This is a genomic window from Sphingobium sp. Cam5-1, assembly GCF_015693305.1.
Classification (GTDB): Bacteria; Pseudomonadota; Alphaproteobacteria; order Sphingomonadales; family Sphingomonadaceae; genus Sphingobium.
The window spans coordinates 304,978-322,642 of the sequence record NZ_CP065138.1 but is presented as its reverse complement, the minus strand read 5'-3'; the positions used below and the strand labels follow the sequence as shown (position 1 = coordinate 322,642).

26 protein-coding genes are annotated in these 17,665 nt (G+C 61.5%); 15 read left to right on the top strand and 11 right to left on the bottom strand.

The features are described from left to right. Window positions 1-43: 43 nt before the first annotated feature. Together IZV00_RS01745 and IZV00_RS01740 are read left to right on the top strand one after the other, a co-directional pair. Window positions 44-910: an SDR family oxidoreductase gene (locus tag IZV00_RS01745; RefSeq protein WP_196225517.1), complete on the top strand. Its 867-nt coding sequence runs from the start codon at window positions 44-46 to the stop codon at window positions 908-910. Window positions 911-1,004: 94 nt separating this feature from the next. Then, complete coding sequence (locus tag IZV00_RS01740; protein WP_196225516.1) at window positions 1,005-1,376, top strand: hypothetical protein; 372 nt, start codon at window positions 1,005-1,007, stop codon at window positions 1,374-1,376. 105 nt (window positions 1,377-1,481) lie between these two features. Here the strand turns inward: IZV00_RS01740 and IZV00_RS01735 are convergent, their stop codons facing one another. The 6 genes from IZV00_RS01735 to IZV00_RS01710 all read right to left on the bottom strand — a co-directional run bounded on the left by IZV00_RS01735 (window position 1,482) and on the right by IZV00_RS01710 (window position 4,275). Continuing rightward, a complete protein-coding gene (locus IZV00_RS01735) occupies window positions 1,482-2,030 on the bottom strand; it encodes a hypothetical protein (protein WP_196225515.1) in 549 nt (182 codons plus the stop codon). A gap of 164 nt (window positions 2,031-2,194) precedes the next feature. After that, window positions 2,195-2,425, bottom strand: a complete 231-nt coding sequence (locus IZV00_RS01730; protein ID WP_196226685.1) for a hypothetical protein — start codon at window positions 2,423-2,425, stop codon at window positions 2,195-2,197. A gap of 234 nt (window positions 2,426-2,659) precedes the next feature. Further along, the gene (locus tag IZV00_RS01725) at window positions 2,660-3,025 is read right to left on the bottom strand and encodes a winged helix-turn-helix domain-containing protein (RefSeq protein WP_196225514.1); all 366 of its coding nucleotides are present in this window, start codon (window positions 3,023-3,025) and stop codon (window positions 2,660-2,662) included. A 43-nt stretch (window positions 3,026-3,068) separates the two neighbouring features. Then, window positions 3,069-3,317 carry a hypothetical protein gene (locus tag IZV00_RS01720; RefSeq protein ID WP_196225513.1) on the bottom strand — a complete coding sequence of 83 codons (249 nt, stop codon included), beginning with the start codon at window positions 3,315-3,317 and terminating at the stop codon, window positions 3,069-3,071. A 107-nt stretch (window positions 3,318-3,424) separates the two neighbouring features. Beyond that, window positions 3,425-3,655, bottom strand: a complete 231-nt coding sequence (locus IZV00_RS01715; protein WP_196225512.1) for a hypothetical protein — start codon at window positions 3,653-3,655, stop codon at window positions 3,425-3,427. A 254-nt stretch (window positions 3,656-3,909) separates the two neighbouring features. Further along, complete coding sequence (locus IZV00_RS01710) at window positions 3,910-4,275, bottom strand: UrcA family protein (protein WP_230463248.1); 366 nt, start codon at window positions 4,273-4,275, stop codon at window positions 3,910-3,912. 482 nt (window positions 4,276-4,757) lie between these two features. Here IZV00_RS01710 and uvrA point away from each other — a divergent pair, with 482 nt between their 5' ends. The 12 genes from uvrA to IZV00_RS01650 all read left to right on the top strand — a co-directional run bounded on the left by uvrA (window position 4,758) and on the right by IZV00_RS01650 (window position 13,339). After that, window positions 4,758-7,763 (top strand): excinuclease ABC subunit UvrA, encoded by a 3,006-nt coding sequence (gene uvrA / locus IZV00_RS01705; RefSeq protein WP_196225511.1) that lies wholly within the window; start codon window positions 4,758-4,760, stop codon window positions 7,761-7,763. 24 nt (window positions 7,764-7,787) lie between these two features. Further along, window positions 7,788-8,627 carry a hypothetical protein gene (locus IZV00_RS01700; protein WP_196225510.1) on the top strand — a complete coding sequence of 280 codons (840 nt, stop codon included), beginning with the start codon at window positions 7,788-7,790 and terminating at the stop codon, window positions 8,625-8,627. Between the two features lie 3 nt (window positions 8,628-8,630). Further along, window positions 8,631-9,143, top strand: a complete 513-nt coding sequence (locus tag IZV00_RS01695) for a hypothetical protein (RefSeq protein ID WP_196225509.1) — start codon at window positions 8,631-8,633, stop codon at window positions 9,141-9,143. Then, entirely contained in the window at window positions 9,140-9,688 is a 549-nt protein-coding gene (locus IZV00_RS01690) for a hypothetical protein (protein WP_196225508.1), read from the top strand. Before IZV00_RS01695 ends, IZV00_RS01690 begins: the two co-directional genes overlap by 4 nt. Next, the gene (locus IZV00_RS01685) at window positions 9,663-9,845 is read left to right on the top strand and encodes a hypothetical protein (RefSeq protein ID WP_196225507.1); all 183 of its coding nucleotides are present in this window, start codon (window positions 9,663-9,665) and stop codon (window positions 9,843-9,845) included. The genes IZV00_RS01690 and IZV00_RS01685 overlap by 26 nt, the downstream gene beginning before the upstream one ends. Window positions 9,846-9,887: 42 nt before the next feature. Beyond that, complete coding sequence (gene relB, locus IZV00_RS01680; protein WP_192666660.1) at window positions 9,888-10,070, top strand: type II toxin-antitoxin system RelB family antitoxin; 183 nt, start codon at window positions 9,888-9,890, stop codon at window positions 10,068-10,070. A 23-nt stretch (window positions 10,071-10,093) separates the two neighbouring features. Next, on the top strand, window positions 10,094-10,345 hold the full coding sequence (locus IZV00_RS01675; protein ID WP_268934782.1) for a type II toxin-antitoxin system RelE/ParE family toxin: 252 nt from the start codon (window positions 10,094-10,096) through the stop codon (window positions 10,343-10,345). Window positions 10,346-10,441: 96 nt separating this feature from the next. Further along, the gene (locus tag IZV00_RS01670; protein ID WP_196225506.1) at window positions 10,442-11,404 is read left to right on the top strand and encodes a hypothetical protein; all 963 of its coding nucleotides are present in this window, start codon (window positions 10,442-10,444) and stop codon (window positions 11,402-11,404) included. A 445-nt stretch (window positions 11,405-11,849) separates the two neighbouring features. Further along, complete coding sequence (locus IZV00_RS01665; protein WP_097092702.1) at window positions 11,850-12,062, top strand: cold-shock protein; 213 nt, start codon at window positions 11,850-11,852, stop codon at window positions 12,060-12,062. Window positions 12,063-12,126: 64 nt separating this feature from the next. Further along, window positions 12,127-12,336: a hypothetical protein gene (locus IZV00_RS01660; protein WP_196225505.1), complete on the top strand. Its 210-nt coding sequence runs from the start codon at window positions 12,127-12,129 to the stop codon at window positions 12,334-12,336. A 208-nt stretch (window positions 12,337-12,544) separates the two neighbouring features. Next, entirely contained in the window at window positions 12,545-12,784 is a 240-nt protein-coding gene (locus tag IZV00_RS01655; RefSeq protein WP_196225504.1) for a hypothetical protein, read from the top strand. 216 nt (window positions 12,785-13,000) lie between these two features. Continuing rightward, window positions 13,001-13,339 carry a glycine zipper 2TM domain-containing protein gene (locus IZV00_RS01650; protein WP_196225503.1) on the top strand — a complete coding sequence of 113 codons (339 nt, stop codon included), beginning with the start codon at window positions 13,001-13,003 and terminating at the stop codon, window positions 13,337-13,339. Window positions 13,340-13,403: 64 nt separating this feature from the next. Here the strand turns inward: IZV00_RS01650 and IZV00_RS01645 are convergent, their stop codons facing one another. The 4 genes from IZV00_RS01645 to IZV00_RS01630 all read right to left on the bottom strand — a co-directional run bounded on the left by IZV00_RS01645 (window position 13,404) and on the right by IZV00_RS01630 (window position 16,862). After that, window positions 13,404-14,333, bottom strand: a complete 930-nt coding sequence (locus IZV00_RS01645; protein WP_196225502.1) for an electron transfer flavoprotein subunit alpha/FixB family protein — start codon at window positions 14,331-14,333, stop codon at window positions 13,404-13,406. Further along, window positions 14,330-15,079 (bottom strand): electron transfer flavoprotein subunit beta/FixA family protein, encoded by a 750-nt coding sequence (locus IZV00_RS01640; RefSeq protein WP_196225501.1) that lies wholly within the window; start codon window positions 15,077-15,079, stop codon window positions 14,330-14,332. The genes IZV00_RS01645 and IZV00_RS01640 overlap by 4 nt, the downstream gene beginning before the upstream one ends. A gap of 108 nt (window positions 15,080-15,187) precedes the next feature. Next, the gene (gene sucC / locus IZV00_RS01635; protein ID WP_196225500.1) at window positions 15,188-16,387 is read right to left on the bottom strand and encodes an ADP-forming succinate--CoA ligase subunit beta; all 1,200 of its coding nucleotides are present in this window, start codon (window positions 16,385-16,387) and stop codon (window positions 15,188-15,190) included. A gap of 142 nt (window positions 16,388-16,529) precedes the next feature. Continuing rightward, complete coding sequence (locus IZV00_RS01630) at window positions 16,530-16,862, bottom strand: hypothetical protein (RefSeq protein ID WP_196225499.1); 333 nt, start codon at window positions 16,860-16,862, stop codon at window positions 16,530-16,532. Between the two features lie 62 nt (window positions 16,863-16,924). On the opposite strand from IZV00_RS01630, the gene IZV00_RS01625 reads away from it, so the two are divergent. Beyond that, window positions 16,925-17,323: a low affinity iron permease family protein gene (locus IZV00_RS01625; RefSeq protein WP_196225498.1), complete on the top strand. Its 399-nt coding sequence runs from the start codon at window positions 16,925-16,927 to the stop codon at window positions 17,321-17,323. 14 nt (window positions 17,324-17,337) lie between these two features. Here IZV00_RS01625 and IZV00_RS01620 read toward each other — a convergent pair whose 3' ends face one another. Continuing rightward, window positions 17,338-17,517 carry a hypothetical protein gene (locus tag IZV00_RS01620; RefSeq protein WP_196225497.1) on the bottom strand — a complete coding sequence of 60 codons (180 nt, stop codon included), beginning with the start codon at window positions 17,515-17,517 and terminating at the stop codon, window positions 17,338-17,340. Between the last annotated feature and the right edge of the window lie 148 nt (window positions 17,518-17,665).

Below are 17,665 nucleotides of genomic sequence, written 5' to 3'. Positions count from 1 at the left end.
CCATCCCTTCCGCCAAGTGTTGGCCGGGAAAAGGAGATGCGCCATGCCCGACACCCCATCCGACAATCATGAAGAAATGATCCACGAAGACGGCTTGCCCGGCCACGAAAGCAAGCTGGAGCCCAAGCCCGAATGGGAACCCCGCTACCCGGGCTCCGGCCGCCTCGCGGGAAAAGTCGCCCTCATCACCGGCGCTGACAGCGGCATTGGCCGCGCCGTCGCCGCCCTCTACGCCCGCGAAGGCGCCGACGTCGCCATCCTCTACCTGTGCGAACATGACGACGCGAAGAAGACCGCCCAGATCGTCGAGGCCGAAGGCCAGCAGGCCCTCACCATCGCCGGGGACATTGGCGAAAAATCCTTCTGCGACGACGCCGTCAAACAGGTGGTCGATCGCTTCGGCCGCCTCGACATCCTCGTCAACAATGCGGGCGAACAGCATCCCGATCAGGACATCACCGACATCAGCGAAGAACAGCTGCGCCGCACCTTCCAGACCAACATATTCGGCATGTTCTTCCTGACCCAGGCCGCCCGCCCGCACCTCAAAAAAGGCGCGGCGATCGTCAACTGCACCAGCGTCACCATGTATCAAGGCTCATCGGAACTGCTCGACTATTCAAGCACCAAGGGCGCCATCACCGCCTTCACCCGCAGCCTGTCGGAAAATCTCGTGAAAGACGGCATCCGCGTCAACGCCGTAGCCCCCGGCCCCATCTGGACGCCGCTCAACCCCTCCGGCGGCGCAAGCCCGGAAAAGCTCGAACATTTCGGCGAATCCACCCCCATGGGCCGCCCCGGCCAACCCAATGAAGTCGCCCCCGCCTTCCTGTTCCTCGCCTGCGAAGACAGCAGCTATATGTCCGGCCAGGTCCTCCACCCCAATGGCGGCACCGTCGTGAATGGATGAACCGCTCACAAAAATCGCTGCCCACGACTTGACGCTACGGACCCTAAGCCAAACGACAGTTGCGCAGCGCCCCTTCATCCGACAAGTGAAGCGGATGGCAGAGGAACGTTTTGAATTTGTGACAGGACACAAGCCCGGGACGCTGCGAATCGTCTTTCGAGGCTTTTGGGATGACGATGCCGTGGACAGCTATCTCGCTGCGCTACGGCAACGCGCCGCCATGACCGCCAGACCCTCACCGATCAACCGCGTCCTGCTCGATATGAAAGCATGCACCGTTCAATCCCAAACAGTCATGAACAGCTTCATGAAGATCATCACCAACTATGCCGCCCAGATCAGCGAATATGGAGTCCTGCTACCCGAATCCGCCCTCCTCAAATTGCAGATGGAACGGCTGATGCGAGACACGCCAGCGGTATTCTTCAGCGAGGAAAGCCAGGCGCTGCAATGGCTGGCATCCTGAGAGAGCAATCAAACCCGACCAAAATCAGACGTCCCCCTCCCGCAAGCGGGAGGGGTTAGGGGTGGGCGCGAGCAAAGCGAGCGAACCCGGAAGAGCGCCCGGACCTCAGTTCGCCTTGCTCATATCCACCTTCTCCACCCACTCAGGGTAGAAGGTCGGCTCCCGGTTAGACCACCCCACCGCCGTCGCCGCAGCCTCGCTGATCGACTGCAACAAAGCCCGGCGCTTCTCGGGATGCAGATGCGGCAAGCTCGCCGCCGCGCAGAACGCTCCCGGCAACCAAGGCCGCGCCCCCGCCCCCAACAGCCGTTCATACAAAAACCGATAGGCGGAAAAGCTGCTGAGCCGATCCTGCCCCAGATCGAAAGCCGACACCGTCACCAAAGGCGCCATGAACGGCTCCATCTGGTCCAGCCCGCTGTCGTCGGGCACCCGCGCCTTGATCTCGTCCAGCCGCCCGTAAATGCGGGCCTGCGCGCGGATGCTCGCTTCCTCCACCATGTCGCGCGACCATAGCTTCATGGCGTCGCGGCGGTGGAGGCCGATGTCCAGCGACCGGCGGATATAGCGCTGCGTGGCAGACGGGAAACTGGCGAATTCGCGCAATTCAGCCAGGGTGATTGCCCCGTCAGCCGGTCTTGCATTGGTGCCCATGCTCTTGCCCTCCGACTTCAAGTCGATCAGCAGAACATGCGCCCAACATGGTTACTGTAAGATTAAGCGCCGGTTCTGCCGACAACTACAGGGAATCACTTTTCTTTGTGCGTCGCAACATGTAATTTTTATGAAAGCGATAAAAGGAGGGCAGCAAAGCCCCCTCACCGCCCCAGATGCGTCCGCAATGTCACCCCGATCGTCCTCGGCTCGCTCGGCGTACCCACGATCAGCCCGCTATTCCCCGCCTGCAACGTCAAATTCTGCATATAGTCTTTGTCGAACAGGTTCCGCGCGAACACATAATCTTCAGGTCCAAGAACATCGGGTACACGCGCGACTAACAACCAAGCCGAAAACCACTCTGCGCCTTCTGCATACTCTGCGCGAAACATATCACGCGAGACGCAGAGACGCTGAGCAACAGCAAAAAGTCAGCCACAATTCCGATGCCACGTCTGCCCAACAAAGCCCCGATCCAAGCACAAAGCTAACGCCAAGTCCCTCCGCGTATCCGCGTGAACCAAAAAAGGGGCACGGACGGGCGCGCCCAACGGGCAGGCCTTAAACCACCAGCCAAACGCCACACCCGGCATCCTGCGCGATGCCCAGGTGCCGACGCATCCTCCTCACTCGTCCGCCTGAACCGGCAGCGGGTCGCCCCGCAACTCCCGCGCTAGGTCAGGCCAGTGCGACCGCCCCGCCGCACTCGCCGCCGCCTTCTGCAGCCCGCGATATTGCGCAAGCACGCTAAGCCCCAAATCCGTCAGCACCGCGCCCTCACTGGACGTCGCCACCAGCGGCGCAGACCAGCATCGGTTCATCACATCCACCAGCATCCAGCACCGGCGATAGCTCATTTTCAGCTTCCGCCCGGCAGCCGAAATCGACCCCTCGCTGGCGATCGCATCCAGCAGGTCGGCCTTGCCCGGCCCCATGGCGATCTGGTCGCCACAATAAAGCTGTATCTTGATCTTCAGTGCAGGGCCGCTCATCCACCAGTTATGGCATGAGCCGACCGCCCCGCCAATCGCTGCGTCAGGCTCGCCGTTCCAACACCGCGCCAATCATGCTGCGCCACACGGCAACATCGCCCGCTTGCGCCATCTGCTCATCAGGCTCGCGCAGCGTGTGGAGGATGGCATAGGCATCATCCAGATAATTTTGCCAGCTCGCATCCACCGCGCCCGCCGCATGGGGATCATCGCCCTCGCCATTCAGGCTCAGCTGGCGTCCGGCCAGCACCCGGGCAATGCGTTCGATCGCGGGAGTAGCGGAAGTCGGCATCAATAAGGCTCCTCTCACCTTGCAGCGTCGTACGCTTGGCGAACCGCCCGGCCACCGCCGATCCGGTTCGCCTCGCCCATGGATCATATCACCAATATCGCCGCCGTCTATCGCCCAGCCTTCTCATCCTCATCTTCTTCGTGGAATCCGGACGAAGGAACCGGATCGCCATGATCGCCCGGCTTGGTGGCCGATGGCGGATCGGACGCGTCCATGCTGTCCATCAACCCCTCCTCCAGCTGCTCCTCGGGGGTAACGGCATGGTCCTGCGCATCGGTTGGGCGCTCATCATGCGCTTCTTCACGGCTGTTGGGACGAATATCGGTCTTGTCGCTCATCTTGCTCTCCTCGGCGCAGCGAACGTCTCGCGCCACGCAGGATCAACGGCCAGTCCTGATAGCCGGTTCCCAGTAAGCATCCTCCGTCAAAATCACGACACTCCAGTCACCCCGGGGGCACGCTGTCAGCGCTCATCGTTCCCCCTCCCGCAGGCGTTCAAACGAGGCACGTGACTCGTTTGAAGGGTTAGGGGGTGGGCCAGCGCAGCGCCAGGGATGAAGAGCCTTACCCCTCCCCGTTCAAACGCAAAGCCTCACTTCCCCGCGCCGGGCACCTTATCCTTGCCCACCTCGGCAAAGCGGCTCGCATCCTGACCGTGCGCCTTGGCAATCGCGATGGCGACCGGCTCACGGACATGATCCACCGCCGCGATCTGGCAGGACCGCAGATCCTGCATCGTGCGGCCGGGGCATACCTTCACCGCAGCACGGCGGATGCGGGCGTTCAATTCCTGCTGACCCGACTTCTTCGACAGGTCCAGATCGTCATAGCGCACATCGATCGTACGGCCGTTGGATTCAAACGGAATAACGCTCGCCTGCGCCGCCGCGCCCATCAACACGGTGGCAGACAGTGCCGCCAGCAAAGCGCCGCCGGTGCGATTGATAAAAAATGTCATGAATTGGTCCCCCTCAATTGAACTGCTTGGGACTCGCCGCTCTTCAGGCGACCTCGTCCGCGATAGAGTCGGGAAGGCTGGGACCCGTCAGTCCTTCCGGCACGGCGCAGACCTAGACAGGCCAGCGGCCTCTGTCGATCCCAAAAAGCCTTGTTATCGTAGCGTAAAACACCACTCGTCGAAAATGACCGAACATGAAAACGCCCCCGGCGCAAGGGATGGCCGGGGGCGTATCCGGGATGCTGTCGGGCTATCCGGGATCTCACATATTTCCAAAAGTCGAGACGCCACCACCGCAGCTTTCCCGTCGCGACCCTTATACACCTGATCGGTTAATATCGCTCTATCTTTCGGCGACCCACCGCCTGCTCACGCTGGAAAGCATAGGCCGCTTGCGAGCCGCCACCTGCTATCCCATATCCGCGCCCAATAGCCCGGCAACGCCCTTGCCCCCAAAGAACAAATCTGGAACAACACGCCCCATGAGTCTGACCACCATTTCCGTACGCGGCGCGCGTGAGCACAACCTTAAGGGCGTGGACGTCGATCTCCCCCGCGACAGCCTGATCGTCATCACCGGCCTGTCCGGCTCGGGCAAATCCTCCCTCGCCTTCGACACCATCTATGCCGAGGGTCAGCGCCGCTATGTGGAGAGCCTCTCCGCCTATGCCCGCCAGTTCCTTGAGATGATGCAGAAGCCGGACGTCGAGCATATTGACGGCCTCTCCCCCGCCATCTCGATCGAGCAGAAGACGACCAGCCGCAACCCGCGCTCCACGGTCGCCACCGTCACTGAGATCTACGACTATATGCGCCTGCTCTGGGCGCGCGTCGGCATCCCCTATTCCCCCGCGACCGGAGAACCGATCAGCGCCCAGACCGTCAGCCAGATGGTCGACCGCGTGATGCAGCTTCCGCAAGGCACCCGCTTCTACCTCCTCGCCCCCGTCGTCCGCGGCCGCAAGGGCGAGTATAAGAAGGAACTGCTGGAGTGGCAGAAGGCAGGCTACACCCGCGTCCGCATCGACGGCGAAATGTACCTGATCGAAGACGCGCCCGCCCTCGACAAGAAATACAAGCATGACATCGAAGTCGTCGTCGACCGCCTCGCAGTCGATCCGGACATGGGCACCCGCCTGGCCGACAGCTTCGAACAAGCCCTAAAGCTGGCGGATGGCCTCGCCTATGTGGATTTGGCGGACGGCACCGTTGCGGACTTATCCCCCCTCCCGCAGGCGAGTTCGGGGTCGCCTGTGCCCCCGGCACAGGCTGGACAGTCCGGGGGACTGTCCACCCCGAACTGGGCCGGGGGTGGGCCAGCGCCAACATCCGGAAAAATGAAAAACGCCGGCATCCCGGAAAACCGGATAGTCTTCTCTGAAAAATTCGCCTGCCCCGTCTCCGGCTTCACCATCCCCGAGATCGAACCCCGCCTCTTCTCCTTCAACGCCCCCCAGGGCGCCTGCCCCGCCTGCGACGGCCTCGGCGAACGCCAGGAATTCGACCCCGAACTCGTCGTCCCCAACGAGCACCTAACCCTCAAAAAGGGCGCGATCGTCCCCTGGGCCAAGTCCAACCCGCCCAGCCCCTACTATATGCAAGTCCTGGGCTCCCTAGCCAAGGAGTTCGGCTTCAACCTGGAAACCCCGTGGAAAGACCTCCCCCCGGAGGTAAAAATCATCATCCTCCACGGCACCGCAGGCAAACCCGTCACCCTGCGCTTCGTAGACGGCAAAAAATCCTACGAGGTCAAGAAACCCTTCGAAGGCGTCATCGGCAACCTCAACCGCCGCCTCCTCCAGACCGACTCCGCCTGGATGCGCGAGGAACTCAGCAAATATCAAACCGCCATGCCGTGCGAGACCTGCCACGGCGCCCGCCTCAAACCCGAAGCCCGCGCCGTCAAGATCGCGGGCGAGGACATCTCCATGTCCACCCGCCGCTCGGTGGTGGACGCGCTCGGCTTCTTCTCCACCCTCCCCGCGCACCTCACCGACCAGCAGAACCAGATCGCCAAGGCCATCCTCAAGGAAATCGTCGAGCGCCTCGGCTTCCTCAACAATGTCGGCCTCGACTATCTGAACCTCGACCGCACCAGCGGCACCCTGTCGGGCGGCGAGTCCCAGCGCATCCGCCTCGCGTCACAGATCGGCAGCGGCCTGTCGGGCGTCCTCTACGTCCTCGACGAACCCAGCATCGGCCTGCACCAGCGCGACAATGACCGCCTGCTCGTCACCTTGAAGCGCCTGCGCGACCTCGGCAACACCGTCATCGTCGTGGAGCATGACGAGGACGCGATCCGCATGGCCGACTATATCGTCGACATGGGACCGGGCGCGGGCGTCCACGGCGGCACCATCGTCGCCCAGGGCACGCTCAACGAACTGCTCGCCCACCGCGACAGCCTGACCGCGGATTACCTCAACGGCACCCGCCGCATCGAAGTCCCCACAAAGCGCCGCAAGGGCAATGGCAAGAAGCTCACCGTCCACAACGCCCGCGCCAACAACCTGCAAAGTGTGACGGCCAGCATCCCGCTCGGCACCTTCACCTGCATCACCGGCGTGTCAGGATCGGGCAAGTCCAGCTTCACCATCGACACCCTCTACGCCGCGTCCGCCCGCACCCTCAACGGCGCCCGCATCGTCGCCGGCCCGCATGACAAGGTCACCGGCCTTGAACATTGCGACAAGGTGATCGACATCGACCAGTCGCCCATCGGCCGCACCCCCCGCTCCAACCCGGCCACCTATACCGGCGCCTTCACCAACATCCGCGACTGGTTCGCGGGCCTCCCCGAAGCACAGGCGCGCGGCTACAAGCCCGGCCGCTTCAGCTTCAACGTCAAGGGCGGCCGCTGCGAAGCCTGCCAGGGCGACGGCGTGCTCAAGATAGAGATGCACTTCCTCCCCGACGTCTATGTCACCTGCGACGTCTGCCACGGCGCCCGCTACAATCGCGAAACGCTGGAGGTGAAGTTCAAGGGCCACAGCATCGCCGACGTGCTCGACATGACCGTCGAGGACGCGGTGGAATTCTTCAAGGCCGTCCCCCCCATCCGCGACAAGATGGCCATGCTCGCCGAAGTCGGCCTCGGCTACATAAAGGTAGGCCAGCAAGCCACCACCCTCTCCGGTGGCGAAGCCCAACGCGTCAAACTTGCCAAGGAACTCTCCCGCAGAGCCACCGGCCAGACCCTCTACATATTGGACGAACCCACCACCGGCCTCCACTTCGAAGACGTCCGCAAACTCCTCGAAGTCCTCCACGCCCTGGTCGAACAGGGCAACAGCGTGGTCGTGATCGAGCACAACCTCGACGTCATCAAGACCGCCGACTGGATCATCGACATGGGACCGGAAGGCGGCGTCAAGGGCGGCGAAGTCGTCGCCGAAGGCACGCCCGAAAAGGTCGCGAAGAACGCCCGGAGCTTCACCGGGCGCTATCTCGCGCCGCTGTTGGGGTTGGAGGCTGTGGCGGCGGAGTGAGTGTAAGGCAGGGGGGCAATTACTTTGTTCAATATCCACATTCTTCGGGTGAAATGCGAGGGCTTGCCTCAGGGCGACTTACTACGTGAAACATCAGACCCAATCAGCATCATCAGGCGTTCGTTCGAAGCACGCCCGACCGCTGATGTAGGCCGAGGATCTGAATGGCATATCGGCAATGTTGAGGAAGTCAGTTCCGAAGGTATCGCTTTCGCGATGGGAAGGACTCAAGCTGTTACGACACCTCAGTTCGATGAGGCCACTCATAACTTCCTAGAAGAAGAAGCTATGCGCGCGCCGTTTACGCTTGGTGTCTTCGATTTAGCGACACAGGCATGTGGAATTATCCGAAAGAGCGGCGTTTCCCAGAACACGAGCGAAATTTCTGCAAAATTAGCCCGTCTTTTGAACTCAGCGCCTTTCGCACGAGACGCGAACTCCGTGATCGTTGTTGAGCCTATACCTGACCCTATCAACTTCATCGAGGCGATACGGAGCGCGCTAGCAGTCACGCGGTTCAGTTTCACCGTGAGCAGGCCTAATCCTCAGGACGTGAATAGGTTAATTCAAGGCCCTGCGAAAGAATTCACGAAAAAGGTCGGAGGCGACAAAGCCAAAATCGAGGTCGAAGGACCCGATTTGGATAAAGAACTAATCGAGGACGTAACAAAAGCGGTTGCGGCAGATGGAGAACAGGCAAGTGCGAATGTTCGGCTGGAAGACGGCGGCCCGCCCAAACGAATCTATTTGTCAGGCAGTCCCGTAATCGAGCGAGTTGAGCCGGAACCAAGCTCATCTGTCTTCGATGCCATATTACATTCAACTCGACGCGCCTATGAGCGCGTTCGTGGTCTGCCGAAATAGATCATGGACACCTTTTGGAAATGGTTCGCCAAAGGATCAGGCAGCGCTCCGCCCGGATATCGCAATGTTTTCAATGGCTATATCTTGGTTCACGGAATAGTGGCCATTCTGGCTACATTTTTCATTAATTCTGACCCATTCATGTTTGCCGGAAAGGCCCTTTTCCCGGCTGCCTCAATACTGATTGGCTTGTCCATGGCTTGGACTACAAGGGCCTCAACGATCTTACAAAGCAAGGAATTGCGAGAAGCGTTATTTGCCTCCGACAGACCCGCGGAGGATTATGTTTATGGGTTCCAACTTGCCATTCTCGTAGTCATGTTGATGGTGATTTTAGTTGCGGTGATGGCTGGCGGTGGACTGAAAATTTCATTGTTCGCCAGCGATATCGACCGGGCTCTGTCAGGCTTTTGGATGTATTTTACGCTCAGTTTAGCGCTTCGCGAATGCTGGGGCGTGATTAACTTCACCAACATGCTGAGCATGCTGGAATATCGTAGGGCCACAAAGCCATGACACCATATCGCCCCGAATTCACCGCCGCGTTAGAAATGTTCGCCCGCATCAGCAACGCCATGACAGCGCGTAAACTGTCGCGTCCCGTCCTCGTCGGGGGTGCAGCAGTGGAAATATATTCGCTGAGCAGCATAAACACCGGCGACTTCGACATCGTAACCGGCTCTCAATCCAGTTTCGAGGATGTCCTCGTAGAACACGGCTTCCTCCGCCCCTCCGGTCCCGGCATGGCGACGCGCGGCTGGATTCATCCCGACCTGAAGCTCGGCTTTGAAGTGGTGTCTTCCACCCTGCTCGACGGACAAGCAGAACGGGAACGGGTTCGTCCGATCCTCGTAGGCGACAGCGGCATTATCGAAGTCATCGCAACAGAGGACATCATAGCCGACCGCATGGGCCAATATGCCTCAGGCACAGCAAGCGACATGCTAGATCAAGCCCGAACCATCTTCGCCCTGTCGGAAGACCTCGATCTGGACTATATGGAAAGACGCATCCGCTACGAAACGGCAGGCGATTATGGCATCGACGACCTCAACCCCTGAACCAATCACGCTCGAAGAACTCGGGCGCAAGATCGCTCGCCGCCGCGCCGAACTCGGCATCACCGATGCTGACATGCCCCGCAACAGCGGCCTCCGCCGCACCGCCTCCAAAAAGGCGCTGCTCAAGGCAATCAAGGAAGCCGGTGGCAACTGGTAATCCGCCGTTGGAAGCGTCGGCACCTCCTGATATGCTACCTTCATGACCAAACTCACCCCCATCGAGTCCGAGTTCGCGACGACCGAGGAAGCCGAGGCTTACGACGCCTGGTTCCGTGCGCAGGTGGAGGCGTCCTTGGCCGATCCCCGGCCCGGGATCCCGCATGATCAGGTCATGGCGGAACTGCGCGCGATCATTGAGGCGAAGAAAGCCAAGCACGCCTGATGCCGCACGTCATCTAGCGCCCGATCGCGCGCGAGGATGCTCGGCGGATCGTTGACTATATCTCTGATCGCAATCCCGCCGCCGCTGCTCGCCTTGCAGAATTGCTGGAATATACCGCCACTCGCTTGGCCGATCATCCTTATATGTATCGCGCCGGTCGCGTCCCCGAGACGCGGGAAGCCCTCGTTACCCCCAATTACATGCTCGTCTATCGTGTTGGAGCTGACGTCATAGAAATACTGGCCGTCAAACATACCCGCCAGCAATATCCCTGACGCCCCTCACACCACCGTTCCCATTTTGTTCTGTCCTACAACCCCTCACCTGTTATACCCTCCCGGGCAAACCCTCCCATAAAAAGGAGCTTTGCCATGTCCTACCACTTCTCCTCCCTCCCCACGGCCGCCGATCAAGTCCGCGCCGACGGCTGGAGCCCCGCGCGCCAGCGGCTCTTCCTTGAAACGCTCGCCGCCACCGGCGTCATCACCACGGCCTGCGACGCCGCGCAGATCAGCAAACGCGCCGCCTATGCCTTGCGCATCCGCCGCGACGGCGCGGCCTTTCGCCTCGGCTGGGACGCGGCCATCCTCATCGCCCGCGCGCGCCTCGCCGACGAACTGCTCGCGCGCGCCCTCACCGGCCATGAGGAAGTGATCCGCAAAGACGCGGACGCAGGCGAAATCACCCGCCACCGCCACGACAACCGCCTCGCCATGTCGATGCTCTCCCGCCTCGACCGCATGGCCGACAACCCGCCGGAGGGCTCCGACGCAGCCCTCGCCCGCGTCGTCGCGCAGGATTTCGCCGCCTATCTCGACATGCTCTGCCCGCCCGAAGAAAGCGAAGCCGCCCACCCCGCCGCGCCGGAGCGTCCCGAAGCCGCCCTCCCCGATCCTTGCCCATCCGACAGCATCGAAGCCACCGCCACCGCCCTCTCTCCCGGAGCCTCCGCCGCGCTTTTCATCGCCGCGCGCATGGCACTGCATGAGGGCAAAAAGGCCGATCCCCACCCCTCCCATGAACGGTGTGAACTTCGCCCGCAAATCGTCGATCGCGCCACCCTTCCGCCCGACGAAGCCGCCGCCCGCCTGCGCGGCGCATGGTGGGATGAGGAGCGCGAAGCCTGGCGCACCGACTATCCCGCCCCGCCCGGCTTCACCGGCGAAGAAAGCGGCGACCTCTACGACATAGACGGCTATGAGCGCGCCCTGACCCCACAGGAAAGCGAGGCCCTAGCCGCGCTGGAGGAAGCCCAACGCCGCCCCTACGAAGCCGCCGCCGCCCGCGCCCGCGACGCATTTTTCGGCTTCACGGCGCTGGAAAAGGCCGGGTGATGGGAGTGGCAGGCCGAACAACCAAGCCTGCAGGATTACGCCTCTTCTGCCCTACACCCCAATCCCCGTTCGGGCTGAGCTTGTCGAAGCCTGTCCTGAGCGCCTGCTGCAAGCAGGCAGTCGAAGGGCCCTTCCCTTCTTCCCAGAAGGAAGTAGAGCCCTTCGACAAGCCTGTCCTGAGCCTGTCGAAGGGCTCAGGGCGAACGGAAGTGGGGATTGTCCCGTGACAAGCCCAGGCCAAGCCGGAACCAGCCCCTCACAACCCCTCCCGCCAAGCCCCCAACCCCGCCCTTGCAATTTCCTCCCCCAACCCCCACATAGGTCGGGCTACAGACGCAAATCGACGGTCTTTCGGCGCTTTGCGGCACCAAACTTCCTTCTTTCCCTGCCCCTCTAGCGACCGGTCCATCCACGCTGGACAGACCGTACGAACGAAGGAACTACCATGAGCATCACCGGAACCGTCAAATTCTTCAACGCCGACAAGGGCTATGGCTTCATCGCCCCTGACGACGGCACCCCCGACGCGTTCGTCCACATCACCGCCGTCGAGCGCGCTGGCCTGGCCACGCTGCGCGAAAAGGACCGCGTGTCTTATGATCTGGAACAGGATCGTCGCGGCAAGATGGCGGCCGTAAATCTTCAGCACGCTGAATAAGCCATGCTGACCGTCCGGGCGCCGCTCCCATGGCGCCCGGGCACTATCTGACAAAGGAGCGCACATGACGCACCCCGACTATCGCGCCCTCGCCGCCCAGGCTCGCAACGAAGCCCAGGTCGCTACCCTCACCAACGTCCGCGACCGCTGCCTCCGCTCGGAAGCAACCTTCCTCGCCATGGCCGAACGCCAGGACCTCGCCGACCGCAACCGCGCCCGCCGCGAAGCTGCCTCAGCCGCCGCGCTTGCCGAGAGCGCCGCCGCCAACGCCTGAAGCAATGCTGGCCGGAAACACCCACCTAGAAAACACGCGGATTCCTGCGGCTCCGCCCTGCGACATCACCGCCCCGACGGCCCGCCGCTCCGGCACATCGCCACAGCCGCTCATCTTGTCGAATACTCCAAAGCGTCCGGAACCCGACGCCTTCTGACCGGTTATCTTCGCGACCCTGACAGGAACATCCGGTAAGGAGCTAGACCCAATGATCCGCACTCTCATTTTCGGCGCCATCGCAGGCTATGTCGGCAAGAAACTGTATGACGAAGGCAAGCTGACCGAGTTCAAGGAAGACCTCGTCACCCGCTACAACAAGGCTCGCGACGACATCTCGAACCGCGCTGGCAGCTCCACCAGCAGCAGCCTCGGCGGCAGCAGCATGTCCCCGGCGATCACGCCCACGCAACCGCGCCACACAGCGCCGGGCTCGTCCCTCGCCAGCTGATACGCGGCTGACATTCTAAAAAATCCTAATCCGGCGGCTTATCCCTCTGGCCGCTGGCCACCGCCCGCCCGGCCCGCGTTTCCCCCCTTTCGCGGCGCCGTGGCGGGTGGACTAATTTCTGCTCACCTCTCTCCACAAAGCCGTTCCACCCACGCAACTTACCCCGATTTGAAGGGTTGTTACGCAGCCGGGGGCCAAAGAGAAGGAGAGTGACTGATGCGCGCCCCGATAATCGCCGCCGCCTTGCTGGCCCTGCCGCTGGCGGCCTGCACCACGGATCGCTACGCCGACCGCTATGGCTACAATCGCCCCGCAGGAGGCTATTACGGCCGGGTGATCACCGATGACGACTATATCTATCGCGATAATGACGGCCGCTATTATTGCAAGCGCAGCGACGGCACCGCTGGCACGATAGTCGGCGCGATCGCGGGCGGCGTGCTGGGCAATATCATCGCCCCCGGCGGCTCAAAAACGCTCGGCACCATCCTCGGCGCAGGCGGCGGCGCAATCGCCGGTAACGCAATCGATCGCAGTAGCGTCCGCTGCGAATAAGAAAAAGGGCGCGACCATCGGCCGCGCCCTCTTCACTACTTTGTGGAATGTGACTTCCGAAGCCTTACAGCTTGCCAGTCAACTCCGGCACCACCTTGAACAGGTCGCCGACCAAGCCGATGTCCGCGACCTGGAAGATCGGCGCATCCTCATCCTTGTTGATGGCGATGATGGTCTTGCTGTCCTTCATGCCAGCCAGATGCTGGATCGCGCCGGAAATACCCACGGCGATATAGACTTCCGGCGCCACGATCTTGCCGGTCTGCCCGACCTGATAATCGTTCGGCACATAACCCGCGTCAACGGCAGCGCGCGAAGCACCCACCGCTGCGCCCAGCTTGTCGGCCAGCGGGAAGATCACCTGCTCGAACGTCTCGCCATCCTTCAGCGCACGGCCACCCGACACGATGATCTTGGCAGACGTCAGTTCCGGACGCTCCTGCTTGGCGATCTCGGCGCCGACGAAGCTCGACAGACCCTTGTCACCCGTAGAGGCCACGGCTTCCACCGCGCCCGAACCACCCTCGCGCGCCGCCTTCTCAAAAGCAGTGCCGCGAACGGTGATGACCTTCTTCACGTCCTTGGACTTGACCGTCGCGATCGCGTTGCCCGCATAGATCGGACGCGTGAACGTGTCCTCGCTCTCGACCGACAGGATGTCGCTGATCTGCATCACGTCCAGCAGAGCCGCGACGCGCGGTGCGATATTCTTGCCGTTGCTGGTGGCAGGCGCGACGAACGCGTCATGGCTGCCCATCAGTTCAACGACCAGCGGCGCGACATTTTCGGCCAACGCATGACCGAAAGCCGCGTCATCGGCGACATGGACCTTGCCCACGCCAGCGATCTTCGCAGCAGCTTCACCTACGCCGCCGACGCCAGCACCAGCGACCAGCAGATGCACTTCACCCAGCTTTGCAGCAGCGGTGACGGCGGAAAGGGTCGCGTCCTTGACGGCGCCGCCCTCATGTTCAACCCATACCAGAGTCTTCATGCTGCAACTCCCAAAGCTTTCAGCTTCGCAACCAGTTCATCGACATCGGCGACCTTGACGCCAGCCGAACGCTTGGCGGGCTCGGTGACCTTCAGCGTCTCCAGACGCGGCGAAATGTCCACGCCATAATCGGCGGGCGTCTTGTTCGCGAGCGGCTTGCTCTTCGCCTTCATGATGTTGGGCAGCGAAGCATAGCGCGGCTCGTTCAAACGCAGGTCGGTGGTGATGATGGCAGGCGTGTTCAGCTTCACCGTCTCCAGGCCGCCATCGACTTCGCGGGTCACGCTGACCTTGTCGCCCTCAACCTCGACCTTCGAAGCGAAGGTGCCCTGCGGCAGGTTCAGCAGCGCGGCCAGCATCTGGCCGGTCTGGTTGCTGTCGTCGTCGATCGCCTGCTTGCCCAGGATGATCAGGCCAGCGTCTTCCTCTTCCTGCACTTTGGCGAGCAGCTTGGCGACGCCCAGCGGTTCGACTTCGTCATCCGTCTGGATCAGGATCGCACGATCCGCACCCATGGCCAGCGCCGTGCGCAGCGTTTCCTGCGCCTTGGCGACGCCGATCGACACGGCGACGACCTCGGTCGCCACGCCCTTCTCCTTCAGGCGGATGGCTTCCTCGACCGCGATCTCGTCAAACGGGTTCATGCTCATCTTGACGTTCGCCAAATCGACGCCCGTCCCGTCAGCCTTCACGCGCGGCTTCACATTATAGTCAATGACCCGCTTCACGGGCACAAGGATCTTCATCGCAACATCCTTTCGTTTAACGCCACAGCCCGCATATGCGGACAAGGACGCAGGCGACCCCTAAAGACCGCCTGCGCCCCATGGTGTTCGGTTAAAGTGGCTTGGAAATCAGGCTGCCTTCCTCACTTCCGCCACGATCTTCTTGGCCGCGTCGCCCAGATCGTCCGCAGGGACGATGGCGAGGCCGGACGAAGCCAGAATGTCCTTGCCCTGCTGGACGTTCGTGCCTTCCAGGCGAACGACCAGAGGAACCGACAGGTCAACTTCCTTGGCGGCGGCGACGATGCCCTCGGCAATGATGTCGCACTTCATGATGCCACCGAAGATGTTGACGAGAATGCCCTTCACCGCCGGGTCCTTCAGGATGATCTTGAAGGCCGCGGTCACCTTTTCCTTGTTGGCGCCACCACCGACGTCCAGGAAGTTGGCGGGGAATTCGCCGTTCAGCTTGATGATGTCCATCGTCGCCATGGCCAGGCCCGCGCCATTCACCATGCAGCCGATGTTGCCGTCCAGCTTGATGTAGGCGAGGTCATATTCGCTCGCCTCGACTTCGGCCGGATCTTCCTCGGTCAGGTCGCGCAGTTCGGCAATGTCCTTGTGACGGAACATGGCGTTGCCGTCGAAGCCAACCTTGGCGTCCAGCACCAGCAGATTGCCCTGCTCGGTCAGCGCCAGCGGGTTGACTTCGATCTGCTCGGCGTCGGTGTCGAGGAACGCCGCGTAGAGCGACGAGGCGACCTTGGCGGCCTGCTTCGCCTGATCGCCGGTCAGGCCCAGAGCGGCAGCGACCGAACGGCCATGGTGCGGCTGGAAACCGGCTGCTGGATCGACGGTGAAGGTGTGAATCTTTTCCGGGGTTGAATGGGCGACCTCTTCAATATCCATACCGCCTTCGGTCGATACGACGAAAGCAATGCGGCTGGTGGCACGATCGACCAGCAGCGCGAGGTAGAATTCCTTCGCAATGTCGGCGCCGTCGGTGATGTAGAGGCGATTGACCTGCTTGCCTGCTTCACCCGTCTGGATGGTGACCAGCGTGTTGCCGAGCATGTCGGTAGCGTGGGCCTTAACCTCATCGAGGTTGAAGGCCAGACGAACGCCACCCTTCGCGTCGGGGCCCAGCTCCTTGAACTTGCCCTTGCCGCGGCCACCGGCGTGGATCTGCGACTTCACGACATAGAGCGGTCCGGGCAGCTTTTTGGCGGCTTCGACGGCTTCATCGACCGAGAACGCGGCGTAACCGGCGGCAATCGGCGCGCCATATTTCGCCAGCAATTCCTTCGCCTGATATTCGTGAATGTTCATGGGCCTGGCCCGTCCTTTCGCTCGAAAAGCTGATGACGGGCCTAAAGCACAGGGATGCAGAGGACGCCAGCCTCATTTCGCAAATCAACTTTGCAAAATTGCAAAATCACTTCCCGGAATCGCGTTCGATTCACCACTTCCTTCATTCAATCGCGCAGACGATCGCCGCCTTGCTCGTCACCATGAATATCTCCGGATCCTCCAGCGCCCGCACCTTGTAGAGGAATCGGTCAACCGTCATCTCCCCCATGTGCGACTTGCGGAGCGACGCCAGCGACTGCAACCGCCGCAGCTGCATCAGGCTCAACCGATCGACCATCCGCTCCGCCATGCACCCGGCCATTCGCGGCGAAAGCCCCGCTTCAATCAGCCCCGCCCGCACTTTCGATTCGGGCGACACCGTCGCGCAGGAAGACAGCAGCATAGCAGCCATGGGCAAAGCGAGCGCAAAGGCACGAATGGATATGGTCGTCATGCGCGCTTCATGGCAATCAGACCCTGAACACAGGGTAAATGGGTTGCGACAGGGAGAAGAGGATGGACAGAATTTTCGGCGCCTTCGCACATCGGGTCGCAAGCTGGTCGGGACAGCCGCTCGCCTTCATTCTCGCGGTAACGGTGATCATCGGCTGGATCGCGACAGGCCCGATCTTTCATTATTCCGATACCTGGCAGCTCATCATAAACACGGGCACGACGATCGTGACCTTTCTCATGGTGTTCCTGATCCAGAACGCTCAAAATCGCGATGGGTCGGCAATCCAGGCCAAGCTTGACGAACTCATCCGCGCCGTCACCGATGCCCGAAACGAGTTCATCGGCATCGAACATCTGACCGAAACCGATCTTGAACGTCTGAAAGCTATGCTGGAAAAGGAATTTGACAGCGAAGAAAGCCACCACCGGTCAATAGAGCGGTTGATCCAGCGGCGGTAACGGGATGCCCGCCATCAGTGCGCGGAATTCACTAACCGCACATTTTCCTCACGATATGCATCGATCTGGTCACCATATCCACGAGCCAATCCCTCATAGGCAGCACGCCCTTTTTTGGAATGGCTCATCTGCGCTCGTATCAACGACACCTGCTGCCTGTGCAGTAGGTAATTGACATCCATCTCTCCGGTCATTCACGCCCTCCTACCTATCGCTGATGAGACTGGTTGGGGTGCCGCGACTCTTTAGACGAGTCGTCTTTCCGGCAGTAGAGACGTTAGCACCGCCGCGTCAGCGAGGCCATTCCATCCAACGCGCTGCTGGAACAACTTGACGGAAATC